The organism is Rhizobium sp. YTU87027 (assembly GCF_050644135.1).
GTDB lineage: Bacteria > Pseudomonadota > Alphaproteobacteria > Rhizobiales > Rhizobiaceae > Rhizobium.
Map to the genome: position 1 here is coordinate 1,021,105 of NZ_CP098440.1, position 15,326 is coordinate 1,036,430.

The 15,326-nt window shown below is 59.7% G+C and carries 10 protein-coding genes; 5 read left to right on the forward strand and 5 right to left on the reverse strand.

Annotated features, from left to right (window positions below; all coding sequences use genetic code 11):
* Positions 1–3: 3 nt before the first annotated feature.
* Positions 4–579, reverse strand: a complete 576-nt coding sequence (locus tag NBG89_RS05130; protein ID WP_431321990.1) for a polysaccharide biosynthesis/export family protein — start codon at positions 577–579, stop codon at positions 4–6.
* A gap of 191 nt (positions 580–770) precedes the next feature.
* Between NBG89_RS05130 and NBG89_RS05135 the strand changes: the two genes are divergently transcribed.
* Positions 771–2,915, forward strand: coding sequence for a GumC family protein (locus NBG89_RS05135; RefSeq protein ID WP_431321991.1), 2,145 nt, complete (start codon positions 771–773; stop codon positions 2,913–2,915).
* On the opposite strand, the gene NBG89_RS05140 is transcribed toward NBG89_RS05135, so the two are convergent.
* Both NBG89_RS05140 and NBG89_RS05145 read right to left on the reverse strand, forming a co-directional pair.
* Entirely contained in the window at positions 2,916–4,157 is a 1,242-nt protein-coding gene (locus NBG89_RS05140; protein ID WP_431321992.1) for a GNAT family N-acetyltransferase, read from the reverse strand. It lies immediately after the preceding gene.
* Positions 4,158–4,275: 118 nt separating this feature from the next.
* Complete coding sequence (locus NBG89_RS05145) at positions 4,276–4,485, reverse strand: DUF2842 domain-containing protein (protein WP_431321993.1); 210 nt, start codon at positions 4,483–4,485, stop codon at positions 4,276–4,278.
* Positions 4,486–4,598: 113 nt separating this feature from the next.
* Here NBG89_RS05145 and NBG89_RS05150 point away from each other — a divergent pair, with 113 nt between their 5' ends.
* Positions 4,599–5,702, forward strand: coding sequence for a COX15/CtaA family protein (locus tag NBG89_RS05150; RefSeq protein ID WP_431321994.1), 1,104 nt, complete (start codon positions 4,599–4,601; stop codon positions 5,700–5,702).
* Positions 5,703–6,067: 365 nt separating this feature from the next.
* Here NBG89_RS05150 and NBG89_RS05155 read toward each other — a convergent pair whose 3' ends face one another.
* The gene (locus NBG89_RS05155; protein ID WP_431321995.1) at positions 6,068–8,902 is read right to left on the reverse strand and encodes an Rne/Rng family ribonuclease; all 2,835 of its coding nucleotides are present in this window, start codon (positions 8,900–8,902) and stop codon (positions 6,068–6,070) included.
* Between the two features lie 719 nt (positions 8,903–9,621).
* On the opposite strand from NBG89_RS05155, the gene NBG89_RS05160 reads away from it, so the two are divergent.
* The 3 genes from NBG89_RS05160 (at position 9,622) to prfB (ending at position 14,723) form a co-directional block, all read left to right on the forward strand.
* Positions 9,622–10,800, forward strand: coding sequence for an N-acetylmuramoyl-L-alanine amidase (locus NBG89_RS05160; RefSeq protein WP_431321996.1), 1,179 nt, complete (start codon positions 9,622–9,624; stop codon positions 10,798–10,800).
* A gap of 243 nt (positions 10,801–11,043) precedes the next feature.
* Positions 11,044–13,491, forward strand: coding sequence for a penicillin-binding protein 1A (locus NBG89_RS05165; protein WP_431321997.1), 2,448 nt, complete (start codon positions 11,044–11,046; stop codon positions 13,489–13,491).
* 100 nt (positions 13,492–13,591) lie between these two features.
* Positions 13,592–14,723, forward strand: a protein-coding gene (prfB, locus tag NBG89_RS05170) for a peptide chain release factor 2 (RefSeq protein ID WP_141105541.1) whose coding sequence is annotated in 2 segments (ribosomal slippage) — positions 13,592–13,660 and positions 13,662–14,723 — 1,131 coding nt in all. Because the reading frame shifts where the segments join, the coding sequence is not laid out codon by codon here.
* Positions 14,724–14,810: 87 nt separating this feature from the next.
* Here prfB and NBG89_RS05175 read toward each other — a convergent pair.
* Positions 14,811–15,326 carry a hypothetical protein gene (locus NBG89_RS05175; protein WP_431321998.1) on the reverse strand — a complete coding sequence of 172 codons (516 nt, stop codon included), beginning with the start codon at positions 15,324–15,326 and terminating at the stop codon, positions 14,811–14,813.

Genomic DNA, 15,326 nt, shown 5'->3' on the forward strand with positions numbered 1-15,326 from the left:
GGGTCAGAAGAGTCGTTCGCGAACGTAGATGGTGTCGCCGGCTATGATCGCCGAAGAGATGTTGACGCGGCCGGTGATCACTTGCCCGTTGACCTTGCGGGTCACATCGACCGCACCCTGATTGGCGCGCGAGGTGAAGCCGCCGGCAACCGCAACGGCGTTCTGCACCGTCATTCCGGGGACGTAGGCATACTGACCGGACTGGCCGACTTCGCCCATAACGAAGATCGAGCGGTAGCGGTCGACATCGATCGTGACATCAGGGTCCCGCAGGTAGCCCTGTCTCAGCTTCTGCGCGATCTGGCCCGACAACTGCTGCAGCGTTCGTCCGCGGGCTGGCACCTGTCCGACGAGCGGGAAGGCGATGTAGCCAGCCTGGTCGATCGTATACGTGTTGGTCATGCTTGGCTGGTCAAACACGGTAATGCGCAGTCGATCGCCACTGTCCAGCGAATAGGGCTGGATTGTTGCCTGATTAAAGGCCTGAGGGGCAGGCTGGTAGCTATTGCAGCCGCTCACGGCCGCGGTGATAGCGGCGAGGCTCAGAGCCATCAGGAACTTGGGCTGTGCGAAAGGCATCGCGTCTGCTCGTAGGAAAACGAATTGGGTCTCAGCCGTTATCAATCCGTTAGGGTTAATGCTCGGTAAAAACCGCCGATTTTTTTGGCTTCGACCGGCCGATATGTGGTCGAAGGGCACGAGCAAGCATTAACCGTTGGGTTACTATAGTCATTTACCCTCGCGGCCACGTTTGTTCTTGGAGTACCAGCATGTCCGGCGTATCGGGTAATCAGGATGTGGACATCGATCTCGGGCAATTGGTCCGCGCTGTCTGGGCACGCCGGCTGAAGGTCCTGGCGATCACGGCCCTCGGGGCAGGGGTCGCCTTCACGGGCGCCAAGATGATCTCCCCCAAATACCGAAGCGAGACGCGTATCCTGATCGAGCCGCGCGCTCCTGCCTTCGCCAACGCACAGGTGAACGACACCAATGCAGGCCCGCTCCTGGACGAGCTCAATATTGCGAGTCAGGTGCAGCTTCTGCAGTCCGCGGACCTTATCAAGCAGATCATCAACAGCCAGAAGCTCTACGATTTGCCGGAATTTGATGCGGCCGCGAATGGCTCCGCGCTGACCGATATCCTGGTGGCGCTTCGTCTGAAGAAGAACCCGTATGAGAATCCGCCCGAGGAGCGCGTAATCGACGCCTTCACGGAGAGGCTTCAGGTCTATCAGGTGCCGGGATCGCGGGTGATCGGGATAACGTTCACCTCGAAGGATCCTAAGCTCGCCGCGACAATCCCCAATGCGATGGCAGCAGTTTATCTTGCCACACAGAGTGGGGCCAAGTTGGACTCGAATTCCGAGGCGACGCGGTGGTTAGAGCCGGAGATCGAAAATCTCCGCCAGAAGGTGAATGACGCCGAGCAGAAGGTGGCGGAGTACCGCGGCGCGCACGGATTGCTGCCGACCAACGGCGGCTCGAATTTCGCTACACAGCAATTGAACGACATTTCGGCGGAGCTTACTCGCGTCCGGGGAGACCGCGCCAATGCAGAGGCGCGTGCCCAGTCCGTGCGCAATGCTCTCTCCTCCGGTGAGCCATCAGATACGTTGCAGGATATCATGTCGTCTCAGTCGCTTCAGCGACTGAAGGGCACGGAATCGGCGCTGCAGTCGCAGATATCCGACCTGCAGACGTCCTTGCTAAACAACCATCCTCGCCTGAAAAGCCTTCGCGCGCAGTTGTCGGACATCAAGGTTCAGATTCGCCAAGAGACCCAAAAGATCCTGGCAAGCATCGAGAACGAAGCGAAGGTCGCCGCCGTTCGCCAGAAGGAGCTGGAGCAGCAGGCCGACAAGTTGAAGGCAAACAGCGCCCAGGCTGGCGAAGACGAGGTGGGCCTTAACGCCCTGACGCGTGAGGCGACGGCACAGCGCCAACTTTTGGAGACCTATCTCTCCCGTTACCGCGAGGCGGCGTCGCGCGCCGACAAGAATTCAAGCCCGGCCGACGCCCGCATCGTGTCGAAGGCTATACAGCCGGTCGATCCCTATTTCCCGAAAGTTCTGCCGATCGTCATCGTCGCTACCTTGGCAACTTTCATCATGACATCGATTGTAATCATGCTCGTCGAACTCTTCAGCGGTCGGGCTCTTCGCCCCATCGAGCCTCCCGAAGAGGAAGCGCGGGACGAAGAGGAGCCTCAATCGGTGACAGCCGCCTCCGCCAAGCGAGTGGCCACGCCGAGTCTGCTCGCTACACCCGTTGATGAGGAGCCGGTTGCAGAGCCCGTCGAGGAAGAGAATGTCTTGGAAACGAATGAGTTCTCGATAGCATCTGTTTCGGACTATCTTCGTGGCAGCAGGGCGCCTCTTGCGATTGCTATTTCACCGACCGGAGATGACGGCTCTGCAGCAACCGTATCCCTCGTGCGCAAGTTGGCAAAGGACGGCTCACGGGTCATTCTGGTCGACATGACGGGCTCCGGCCTGCCGACGGACCTCATGGCCGACAATCGCAGCATGCTTGGGATAACCGACCTGCTCTGCGGCGATGCCGCCTTCGGCGATACGATTCATGGTGATAGCCGCTCCGATGCGCACCTCATTCCGCAGGGCATCAGTGATCCGCGCCGGGCGATGCGCGGTGCCGATCGCCTGTCCCTGCTGCTGGATGCTCTGATCTCGGCCTATGATCTGGTGGTCGTGGAGTGTGGCGCGGCCGATGTGGCCGGCGTTTCGCGGCTGACGCAAAGCAAGGACGTCGAGATCATCCTGTCCATGCCTGAAATCGTCGAGCAGGAGTTCGTGACTGCCATGACCGAGTTCGAAGCGGCTGGTTACGAACGCGTCGTGCTGATGTCGGACCGTGACGAGCCTCTTGAAAACCCGATCTCTAGGCATGCCGCGTGATCAAACACCAATCAGTCGACGTAGACGCTGTGCAATGCGGTAGCTCTTCTGGTGAGACTTGATGAAGGCTTTGCCTCGGGTGATTGCCCGGTGAACCAAGCCAGCCACTGTGCCGCGCAGGGAAAGCGGCAGGACTACGTCATAGTGCTCGGTCTCTACAGGGGCCCATGAACGCTTGTATCGCTGATCGCCAAGACCGAAGTCGAAGAGGCTGACACCCCTGCCATGCTGACCGGCGATCATCTGCCAGAACAGAAATTCGCCTGGGCTCGCCTCCACCACGAGGCTTTCGTCGATCGCACTGAGCTGGCAAATGATGTGGTCCCCTTTACGAGAAAGACCAGCGACCGCAGCAATATCGCCGTCACGATCGCCTTTCAGGCGGATCGCGTGCATCTCCAGCCCGACCGTTTCGCCATCACGCTCGCGGACGTCGATTGCGCCATGCAGGAAAGCTCTGGTTCGCGGATCTTCAAACGCATCTGGCAGTCCGAGCGCCTTGAATCGTTCGCCCTTCTGCTTGAAGAAACGATCGAGCAGTAGGTGCTGCTCCTCTGCTGTTCCCGAAGAAACGTAGTCGAACCCGCCCAGCGCCTCCAGACGTCTCAGCTGCGTGCGGAACTTCTTACGCCGTCCCTTTGCGTTCACTTGCTGGAGCGTCGAGTCCATGCCTGCCAAGAGCGGAAGGTGGTAGGCGTGATTCTGGTTCTGAACCATTGGCAGCAGTGCCAAAGGGTTGCGGCGACCGCGCCAATCCAACGGGATGTTCTGCAGCAGAAGCAGGTCGGCGCGTCCGTCCAAGGCACGACGCATGGACTCGGCGAATTTCTGCGGCTCGATATTGGTGGCCAGCTCGACGAAGCGAGTTGTGAAGAGACCGGTGTTAATGTTGCTGTGATCGGCGCCGACAAATCTGGCGGTGCGGAAGCCGTGAAACCTGTTTATCTCCACCGGCAGAATGAAGGCGGTCTCTTCGCCGAGCCTGCCCCAGACGATCGACAACTGGTGCCCGAAGGCCTTGGTCCAGGATAGGCACCAGTCGTAGCTTTGATGCAGCGAGTTCAGATTGTCACGATCGAGCTCACGCCAGACCGCTTCCAGCGGCTCCATGCTATTCAAGGTGACGATATTAAGTTCGCTTACCGCAAACTGCGCGTTCACCACGCGCAGTTCGGAAACGCCAGCGTCGGATCTTATGAGATGTTGCGCTCTATCTGAAACAGGAAGCGTCTGCGCCTGCACGGGTCTTCTCCGGTCTGACTTACCGGCGTGAAGAATAGGCCAACGGAGCATCCATTTCGTTTATCAGCAGAGATCGTCGGTGCTTTCTGTCGATCACGGTTATCCCGTCGTTAACGGATCACTGCTGCTTCGGCCCGGCCATCCATTTGATGAGGACCATGGCCGGGAGTACCCACAGCAAGCCGGTCAGGAGAAAGTAGAGGAGCTGTCCCCACCATGGCGCGTCACCGAGCGTGGCAACGGCGATCGTGTTTGCTAGCACCGCATAGGCGAGCACGAGCACGACGAGCACAATCGTACCGATAAATTTGCGGAGGCGGACGGGCATCAACTATCTTTCACACTGGTGTTCGAACCGCCGCGACTGCATGCCGCAAAGGTTCGGGGCTTGTTTTGCATGAGCCGCTCAGGCAAATCAACTGCCGGAAGTAAGGAGCAGTCATGGCGATCGCGAACTTGAGCACCGAACAGCAGATATTGCGCCAGATACGTCTACAGGACGGCAACCGCCGGGCGGTTCGTATTTGGCTAGGTTTTGTGCTCTTGGCACTCTTCTGTCTTGTGATTGTCGGCGGGGCGACCAGGCTCACGAATTCGGGGCTTTCGATTACCGAATGGAAGCCGATTCACGGGGTGATTCCGCCTCTGAATGCTGCGGAATGGGAGGAGGAGTTCAAGCTCTACCAGCGCATTCCCGAGTATCAGCAGATAAATGACGGAATGACCGTCGAGGAGTTCAAGGGCATCTTTTGGTGGGAGTGGGCGCACCGCCTGATCGCACGCGGCATTGGTGTCATCTTCGCGCTGCCGTTGCTCTATTTCTGGATCACGGGAAAGGTGGAGCGGCGGCTGAGATTGCCGCTCTTCGGGATTTTGATACTAGGCGGACTGCAGGGAGCGATCGGCTGGTGGATGGTGTCGTCGGGGCTCGCCGTTCGAACCGACGTCAGCCAGTATCGGTTGGCAACGCACTTGATCATGGCCTGTCTAATCTTCGCGTCCTGCATGTGGATCATGCGGGGGCTCTCGCCGCACTCGGACGATCCGGCGCCCACGCGAAGCTCCCAGCGATGGGCGGCTGCGATAGCCATATTTGCGCTTTTCCAGATCTACCTCGGTGCGCTTGTCGCGGGCCTCGACGCCGGCTTCACCTACAATACCTGGCCGTTGATGGATGGTGCCGTCGTGCCATCTGATCTGCTGATCCAGCAGCCCGCCTGGATCAATTTCTTCGAGAACCCCAAGACGGTGCAGTTCATCCATCGGCTGGGTGCCTACACGCTTTTTGCGCTGACGCTGGTCAACATGATCATCGCTCTCGCGGCAGCACCGTCGACAACGCATGCACGGCGCGCGGTCGTCCTGTTCGGGCTGGTGATGGTTCAGGCGTCGATCGGAATTGCTACCTTGCTGCTGCACGTCCCGCTTCATTGGGGGCTGCTGCATCAGGCGGGTGCCCTCGTGGTCTTTGGTTTCGCTATCGCCAACTGGCGGGGCTACTACGGAGAGTATCCGCGCGAGACCATGATTGCCGAGCAGGATTGAACCCGACGACGGTTGAAATCGCCATCTCGCTGTCAAAATAGCAGCCTCCTGTTGACCGACAGTGACAGCCCGGGGAAGGCGAGCCGATCGGGGCGGACGGGATGCCGAAGATCGTATTGCCGCGAACGATGACTGAGGCCGATGGAGCGATACGCGGCTGATTCGCGAAGACACTATCGCAGCCGTACTCGCGCTCAAACGAGCAGAGGGCAGGGACGTGCTGTCGTTGGCAGCGGCATGTTTGTACAGTTCGCAAAAACCGGCGTGGTCGCCTCTGCCAAATAGCACGGCCTCTCACGAGAGCATAAAAAAATCCGGCTGCGTCGCCGCAGCCGGATCGGATTACTTATCGCCGAAGATCAGTCTTAGAAAAAACCGCGGCGCTGCCACCAGCCAGCTTTCTTCGGCTTACCGTCACCTTCGCTCTCCGCGGCGTCGCTGCGCGTCGACTTAACCGTCGGCTCCGACGAAGAGATGTTCGACTCCCGGTTGGCGCGGACGGGCTTCGCGTCCTCTACGGCCGGCGCTGCGAGGTCTGCCGCTGCCGCTTCGGCTCCTGCGGCTGGTGCTGTTTCCGCTGACGCCTCTTCCACTACGGGCTCCTCGACCGGCGATGCCTTGCGGCTACGGCGCGCGCGCTTCGGCTTCACGTCCTCCGTAACCGAGGCGCCGGTTCCAACAGCAGCCATTGCCGGCTGAGCTTCGACGGCTTCTTCGGCGACAACTTCGATTACCTCGACGGCGGTCACTTCTGTCTCGCCATCGTCAGCACCGTCACTTGCGCCTTCTTCGGCAGAAGCCTCCTGCTCGCTACCTTCCTCGCGATTGCGGCGACCGCCGCGCTTGCCACGACGGCGGCGCTTGCGACGCTGGGTTTCATCGCCTTCGTCACGCGTTTCAACGGACGCAGCAATGCTTTCGTCGCCCTGGTCCTCATCATCACTGTCGGCTTGGTCGCCTTCCGCAGAGTCAACCGAGACGCTGTCAGCGGCTACCGCCTCACCATTGCCATTGCGGCCGCGACGACGGCGGCGGCGCTTGCGCTTGCGGCCCTCGCCATCGCCTTCCGCGCGCTGCGCCGGACGTTCGGCGGCAGCTGGCTTGGCTTCGAGTTCCTCTTCTTCCTCCTCGTCGACTTCGACCACGATATCGTCGTCTTCGTCATCCGGGATGGCAGCAAAGTTGAACAGGCTTTCGATCTTGACCGGGTTCTCGACCGGCTCGCCGCGGTCGATCGCGAAGTGCTGGGAACCGACGGAGCCGTCTGCGTCGATAATAATCGCGACTCCGAAGCGGGTCTCGTAGTCAACGATCGTCTGGCGCTTGTGGTTGAGCAGGTACAGCGCAATATCGGGCGTCGTGCGAACCGTGATGTCGTGGGTAGTATTCTTGAGCAGGTATTCTTCGATGCCTCGCAGCACGTGCAGGGCAACGGAAGACTGCGAACGAACGTGACCAGTGCCGCCGCAATGCGAGCAGACCTGCGTCGTCGATTCGAGAACGGAAGCGCGGATACGCTGGCGCGACATTTCCAAAAGGCCGAAATGCGAAATGCGGCCGACCTGGATGCGGGCGCGGTCGTTCTTCAGGCATTCCTTCAGCTTCTTCTCGACGGCGCGATTGTTGCGCTTCTCTTCCATGTCGATGAAGTCGATGACGATCAGGCCGGCAAGGTCGCGCAGGCGAAGCTGACGAGCGATTTCTTCCGCTGCTTCGAGGTTCGTCTGGAGCGCAGTATCTTCGATCGAGTGCTCACGCGTCGAACGGCCGGAGTTGACGTCGATCGAAACCAGCGCTTCCGTCTGGTTCATGATCAGATAGCCGCCGGACTTCAGCGTCACTTGCGGCTGCAGCATGCGGTCGAGCTGCGCCTCGATGCCAGAACGCGAGAAGATCGGGTGGATGTCGCGATAGGGTTGAACCACCTTGGCGTGGCTCGGCATCAGCATCTTCATGAAGTCTTTTGCTTCACGATAGCCTTCCTCGCCGGCAACGATGATCTCGCCGATATCCTTGTTGTAGAGGTCGCGGATCGAGCGCTTGATGAGCGAACCTTCCTCGTACACGAGGCAGGGAGCGGTCGATTGCAGCGTCAGCGTGCGGACGTTCTCCCACAGACGCATCAGATATTCGAAGTCGCGCTTGACCTCGACCTTGGTGCGGTTTGCACCCGCAGTACGCAGGATGACGCCCATGCCCTGCGGCACTTCGAGCATGCGCGCGATTTCCTTCAGGCGCTTGCGGTCCTGCGGATTGGTGATCTTGCGGGAGATGCCGCCGCCACGCGCCGTGTTCGGCATGAGGACGGAGTAGCGACCGGCCAGCGAAAGATAGGTCGTCAGGGCGGCACCCTTGTTGCCACGCTCTTCCTTTGCCACCTGCACCAGCAGGATCTGGCGGCGCTTGATGACTTCCTGGATGCGATACTGCTTGCGCGGCTTGCGCTGGACGCGATCGGGAACTTCCTCCATGGCGTCTTCGGCGCCGACGGATTCGATCACTTCCTCTTCATGGTCGTGATCGTCGTCATCGTCGTCATCGCTGCGGCGACGGGCGTCAACCTCTTCGGAGATCGAGTCCGTTTCGACCATCGCTGCCATTTCGTTGCCCGACGAACCTTCGTCGTCGTTGTCGACCGTGGCTTCGCTGGCAGCTTCGTCGCTTGCCGGCGCTTCAGCAGCCGGCGCTGCCTTCTTGCGGCTGCGGCGGGGCTTTGCCTTCTTGGCCGGTGCTTCCTCGGCAACTTCGGCAACGGCCTCGACCGTTTCGGTTGCTGCGGCAGCGTCTTTTTCAGCAGCGGCTTCACCTGCCAGTGCTTCGGCAGTTGCCGCTACGCCAACGTCGGGCTGTTCCTGGGTGGAGAGATCGACCGGCGCCGTCTCGACGTGTTCGACATCGTCGTCGCGGCGATGCTCTTCGGCTTCGGCGCGCAGCAGTGCCTGACGATCGGCAAGCGGGATCTGGTAGTAGTCGGGGTGAATTTCGGCGAAGGCCAGGAAGCCGTGCCGGTTGCCGCCGTAATCAACGAAGGCGGCCTGCAGCGAGGGTTCGACCCTCGTTACCTTTGCGAGATAGATATTGCCGCGGATCTGCTTCTTGTGCTGCGACTCGAAGTCAAATTCTTCTATGCGGTTTCCGCGAACGACAACAACGCGCGTCTCTTCCTCGTGAGACGCGTCGATAAGCATCTTGTCTGCCATGTAAGCTGTGCTCCTCGGCGCGGCCGAACGTCGGCATCCCCTTGCGTCGATGAGACAGAAGAGGTGCGGCTCGTCATTGCAGCGCCGGATAATGAAAGTCGCGATTGGTGCGGTGTGGAAGGCAGCAGCCAGACAGCAGCGGGGGAGATGTTCTCCCGGGGCCTGTAGACTTCAGATAAAACCTGCTGCGACACCATCAAAGACCAAGCGAGATCGACAAAACTAAGACCTTGTTCAGGTCCGATGAGTTTGCTCTCTCTGTAAAGAGCGGTTGGTGGCTATCCACCGATGAAGTTCCCGCATACGCCGGAAAATTCAGGATCCAATTTCGAGTGGAAACACATATGACGGCGGACGATTGCCGGTTGTGGCGCCAGTTCCTTAGCGGTTTGGCTGCCGTGCAGGCGACTCTATCCCGTCAGCACTTCTACCCTAAAAATCCTTGTATGTTTTCTCTGTCACAATAGCAAGGGAAAAGCCAAATGTGCCATAATATTGATGGATTTCGGAAGGCATACAAAATTGGGGATCAAGGGCGCCGATTTGGCTCCCCGGTCGCGAACGGCGCCGACACCGGCAATTTCGCGTTTACCGGGAGAACTTGATTGGAATGTTATTTAAGGTGTGGCGGTCGATTGTTTAAGAGGGTGCGGCCCGCGACGGTGATATCCGGGTGGCGGTGGACAAGAGTTGCGGGTGCGGTCGCCGCTGTGGCGGCGATGGCTTTTGCATGTCTTCCGGACGGGAGAGCAAATGATGCGACCAAGGTCGAGCCTTTGCTCGCCTATGGTGCCCGCATCATCGGCGACGACGCACGCACCCGCATCGTCATCGATTTCGATCGGGCCCCGGACTTTTCGATCCATTACATCGCCAATCCCGAACGCGTCGTGATTGATCTGCCCGCGACGGCCTTCGGGTTCCCAATCGGCGACCTCGAGGCGAGGGGGCTTTTCAAGGACATCCGTTACGGCAAGATGGACGAGGACAGCGCGCGCATCGTGCTGACGGCCAAAAAGCCAGTGAAAATGGAAGTCGCCAAGGTTCAGGCGGATGAGGACGGTAAGGGGCAGCGTCTCGTCCTTGATGCCGCGATGACGGACAAGGACAAGTTCGCAGAACTGGTCAAGGCTCAATCGTGGAGTGATCCCTCGTCTCAACAGACGACCAGCGCCATTCCTGCCCCGGAGAAGCCGGCCGACGGGGATTTCATCATCGCTGTCGACGCTGGCCACGGCGGGATCGACACAGGTGCGATTGGCGTCGATACCAAGACGCAAGAGAAGGACGTAACGCTCGCCTTTGCCAAGGCGCTGACCGACCGTCTCAACCGCGAGTCGGGCATCAAGGCGTTTCTGACGCGAAGCGACGACTCGTTCCTGTCGCTTTCCGAGCGTGTGGAGATCGCCCGTCAGAACCATGCCGGCCTCTTCATTTCGATGCACGCCGACACCTTGAAGCAGAAGGATATTCGCGGCGCGACGGTGTACACGATTTCCGACCGGGCCTCGGACAAGCTCGCGGCCGATCTGGCCGATCGCGAAAACCTCTCGGACCAGATTGCCGGCAAGGAGACCGTGGCCGAGCCTCCCGAAGTCGCCGACATTCTGCTCGACCTGACGCGCCGCGAAACGCAGGCTTTTTCGATTTCGCTCGCAGAGAGTGTCCTCGCGTCTTTCAAGGATCAGGTGGGAACGATCAACAATCCGCATCGCCATGCCGGCTTCCGCGTCCTTCAGGCGCCGGATGTGCCGTCTATCCTGTTGGAATTGGGCTTTCTTTCGAACAAGGAAGACGAAAAACTCCTGCTCGACGACGCCTGGCGGGGGAGGATGGCGGACCTTTTGACGGAAGCGGTAAAACACTATCGCACGGCGATGGTTGCAAATGGTGGCTGATGTCGGTCGTGGCGCAGATGTGACACTCGCTTGGGTAACACAATTGCAATCTGGGAATAGTGCTCCAAGGCCCTATTTTACTCACATTCACGCCGTTACTCAGCCTTATGTTTCCAAAGGTGAAACGGAATCGGCTTGTGGCGAAAACGCTCATGGAGTAAGTCGCCCAACGTGCAAGATGCCCCGATCCATGCGATTGTTATGCTCGCGCCGATCGATGATTGAGATACCGGTAGCTTAAATATGATTAGACTTCTTGGATATTTCTTCGGAGTGGCTTGCGTCCTGTTCCTGGGCGTGGCGGCTGTTGTTGCCATCTACTTGGCAACTGTCACGAAGGATCTTCCTGATTACGCAGTGCTGAGCAGCTATGAGCCGCCGGTGACGACCCGCGTACATGCAGGCAACGGCGCGCTGATGGCGGAGTACGCAAAGGAGCGCAGACTTTTCCTGCCGATCCAGGCCGTTCCCGATCGCGTCAAGGCTGCATTCCTGTCTGCTGAAGATAAGAATTTCTACCAGCATCCCGGTATCGACGTTACCGGTTTCGCGCGTGCGGTGGTCGCTTATCTGACTGGCGGCCCGACACAGGGTGGTTCGACAATTACTCAGCAGGTTGCCAAGAACTTCCTGCTTTCCAGCGAACAGACGATGGAGCGCAAGGCGAAGGAGGCGATCCTCTCCTTCCGCATCGAACAGGCCTACAGCAAGGACAAGATCCTTGAATTGTATCTGAATGAGATCTTCTTCGGCCTGAATTCCTACGGCATCGCGAGCGCCTCGCTCACCTATTTCAATAAATCAGTGAACGAGCTGACGATCGCCGACGCGGCCTACCTTGCCTCCCTGCCGAAGGGCCCGGCCAATTATCATCCCTTCCGCCATCCCGAAGCAGCGGTCACCCGCCGCAACTGGGTTATCGATCGCATGGTCGAGAATGGCTATGTTAGCCAGTCCGATGGCGCTGAGGCCAAGAAGCAGCCGCTCGGTGTCACCGGTCGCAGCAGCGGGCCCTCGCTCTTTGCATCCGGCTATTTCGCCGAGGCGGTCCGACGCCAGCTGATCGACCAGTACGGTGAAAAGATGCTGTATGAGGGCGGCCTGTCTGTTCGCACCTCTTTTGATCCGGCGCTGCAGGTCTTTGCGCGCAAGGCCCTTCAGGATGGCCTCACGAACTATGACGAGCGCCGTGGCTTCCACGGCCCGATCAAGCAGATCGATACGACGGCTGATTGGGGCAAGGCGCTGGCCGATATCCCGGCGCTGACCGACGTGCCCGAGTGGCGATTGGCTGTTGTACTGGCGGTATCCGACGACAGCGTCGACATCGGGCTGCAGCCGCCGAAGGATGGTGCCGGGAAGATTCCCGCAGAGCGCGAGCGCGGTGTTATCCAGGCCAAGGACATGCAGTGGGCATACCGCTCGGCTGTTGGCCGTAAGACCGCGAAGTCGCCAGCGGGCGTCCTGTCCGCGGGCGATGTGGTCTACGTCGAGCGGCTGGGTGACGAGGGGTCGAATTCCTATCGGCTTCACCAGCCGCCGAAGGTCGAGGGTGGCTTGGTGGCCATGGATCCGAAAACCGGCCGCGTGCTTGCTATGGTCGGCGGGTTCTCCTATGCGCAGTCGGAATTCAACCGCGCAACCCAGGCGATGCGCCAGCCAGGATCATCCTTCAAACCGTTCGTCTATGCCGCGGCGATGGATAATGGCTATACGCCGGCTTCGGTCGTCAGCGACGATCCGCTCTCGATCCAGACCGGCAATGGCCAGGTATGGGCGCCCGACAACTATGAAGGCGAGGGCGGTGGCGCCAACACGCTTCGCTTCGCCATCGAGCATTCGCGGAACCGCATGACCGTGCGCCTTGCCAACGACCTTGGCATGAATACCGTTGCCGAATACGCCGAGCGCTTTGGTATCTATGATCACATGATGCCGGTTCTCGCGATGTCGCTGGGTTCTGGTGAGACGACGGTTATGCGCATGGTGTCGGCCTATTCGGTCATCGCCAATGGCGGCAAGCAGATCAAGCCGACGCTGATTGACCGGATTCAGGATCGTTACGGCAAGACGATCTTCAAGCACGAGGAGCGCGTCTGCGAGGGCTGCAATGCCAGCGACTGGCAGAACCAGGACGAGCCCAATGTTGTCGACAATCGTGAAACGGTTCTCGACCCGATGACCTCCTATCAGATCACCTCGATGCTGCAGGGCGTCATCCAGCGCGGCACCGCAGCCGGCAAGATCGATCTCGGCGGGCGTGATGTTGCGGGCAAAACCGGTACGACCAACGATGAAAAGGATGCATGGTTCGTTGGCTTCACGCCGGACCTCGTTGCCGGCCTGTACATCGGCTTCGACTCGCCTTCGACACTCGGCCGCGGCGGTACTGGTGGCTCGCTGTCGGCGCCGATTTTCAACGAATTCATGCAGGCAGCCGTCAAGGATATGCCCGAGTCGAAGTTCGTCATTCCTGCCGGCATGAACCTTATTCCGATCGATCGTAAGACCGGCATGGCTGCCGCGCAGGGCGATCCGAATACGATCATTGAAGCTTTCAAGCCGGGCACCGGTCCCGCTGACAGCCTCTCGGTTATCGGCATGGACAGCACGATGGCGCCAGAGGAAATTCTTAGAACCTCTCCACAGGCCAACCAGGCCGTGCAGTCCGGCGCCGGCGGGCTCTACTAACCCTTCCTCCGAACAGTTGTGGCGGCTGCGGCTCTTTACATCCGCAGCCGCCACAATTATTTGACGAGCAACTTTCGAAGCAACGCAAAGAAGCAGGAAAATGCGAGCGGAAATCCAGAATATGGTCGATGAAACCAAGCAGGCTATCACCCTGCTGAGGAGGCATCTTTGACTGGGACCAGGCGATAAGACGACTGGACTGGTTGAATAACAAGGCAGAGGATCCGAACCTCTGGAACGATGCGCAGGAAGCGCAAAAGCTGATGCGCGAGCGCCAGCAGCTGGATGACGGCATCAATGGCGTCCGTGGTCTCGAGCAGGAGCTCAACGACAATATCGAGCTCATCGAGATGGGCGAGGAAGAGGGCGACGAAAGCGTCGTCAAGGAGGCTGAGGACGCGCTGAAGGGTTTGAAGGCCGAAGCCGCGCGCCGCCAGGTCGAAGCGATGCTTTCCGGCGAGGCCGACAGTAACGACACCTATCTCGAAGTCCACTCCGGCGCAGGCGGCACGGAAAGCCAGGACTGGGCCAACATGCTGTTGCGCATGTACACCCGCTGGGCTGAACGTCAGCGCTTCAAGGTCGAGCTTCTCGAAGTTCACGATGGCGAAGAAGCGGGCATCAAGTCGGCGACCCTGCTGGTCAAGGGCCACAATGCCTATGGCTGGCTGAAGACGGAATCGGGCGTTCACCGCCTCGTTCGTATCTCGCCTTACGACAGCAACGCGCGCCGCCACACGTCCTTTTCGTCGATCTGGGTCTATCCCGTCGTCGATGACTCGATCAACATCGACATCAACGAAAGCGATTGCCGTATCGACACCTACCGCTCGTCTGGCGCCGGCGGTCAGCACGTCAACACGACCGACTCGGCGGTGCGCATCACGCACATCCCGACCGGCATCGTTGTCGCTTGCCAGCAGGAGCGCTCACAGCACAAGAACCGCGCCAAGGCGTGGGATATGCTGCGCGCCCGCATGTATGAAGCGGAACTGAAGAAGCGCGAAGAAGCGGCGAACGCCGAAGCGGCCTCAAAGACCGACATCGGCTGGGGCCACCAGATCCGTTCCTACGTGCTGCAGCCCTATCAGTTGGTCAAGGACCTGCGCACCGGTGTGGCAAGCACGGCGCCGGGCGATGTTCTCGATGGAGAACTCAACGAGTTCATGGAAGCAGCTCTCGCCCACCGCATCAGCGGCAAGCCGGACGCGGTCGTCGACGACGTCGAGTAAACGCATTTTTGCGCTCTCGGAATACAAGGTTATTCCGAGAGGCGCCTCCGATGCGTGCTACCTTTTTATCAGTAGAGACCGCGCAGGCTAGTTGCTTGCTTTGCCGACGGTAACCTCACCGAACTCATCGATGACGACGGTCCAAGTCTCCGATTCCACGTCCGGATCGGTCTTCAGATAGACCATTGCAAAAAGCCCCGGCTCCTTGAGCATGCCGGAGGAGTTTTCGGGACGGATGTCGGTGACATAGGGCTTGAGCTCGTTGAGTTCGCGCAATTCCACGGTAGAGGCGATGGAAGGTTCAGCGTCGCCCTGCTCGATCTGTTGCAGATAGATCTTGGCCGTGCGGTCCACTTGCCTGACGGCAAACAGCTTGTAATAGCCGTGGCGCGGCTTTGCCGGAGCGGCAGCTGCCGGCGCGGCCTGAGGCGCCGACGGTGCCCGTTGGACGGCAGGTGCCGTACCATCGTCTTCCCAGTAACCCGTGCTGGTCGCGAATATGATCGAAGCCGGCAGGATTGCGTCGTCTGCCGCAGCGCCTCGAGCGCAGAGGGTGGATGCGGCGAGAAGCAAGGCACAAAGCGTCGTTCGTCGCAGGCTCAT

Coding starts and splice junctions, on each gene's coding strand:
- NBG89_RS05130 (WP_431321990.1), bottom strand. CDS start 579: ATGCCTTTCGCACAGCCCAAGTTCCTGATGGCTCTGAGCCTCGCCGCT.
- NBG89_RS05135 (WP_431321991.1), top strand. CDS start 771: ATGTCCGGCGTATCGGGTAATCAGGATGTGGACATCGATCTCGGGCAA.
- NBG89_RS05145 (WP_431321993.1), bottom strand. CDS start 4,485: ATGCCCGTCCGCCTCCGCAAATTTATCGGTACGATTGTGCTCGTCGTG.
- NBG89_RS05150 (WP_431321994.1), top strand. CDS start 4,599: ATGGCGATCGCGAACTTGAGCACCGAACAGCAGATATTGCGCCAGATA.
- NBG89_RS05155 (WP_431321995.1), bottom strand. CDS start 8,902: ATGGCAGACAAGATGCTTATCGACGCGTCTCACGAGGAAGAGACGCGC.
- NBG89_RS05160 (WP_431321996.1), top strand. CDS start 9,622: ATGGCTTTTGCATGTCTTCCGGACGGGAGAGCAAATGATGCGACCAAG.
- NBG89_RS05165 (WP_431321997.1), top strand. CDS start 11,044: ATGATTAGACTTCTTGGATATTTCTTCGGAGTGGCTTGCGTCCTGTTC.
- NBG89_RS05175 (WP_431321998.1), bottom strand. CDS start 15,326: ATGAGCCTGCGACGAACGACGCTTTGTGCCTTGCTTCTCGCCGCATCC.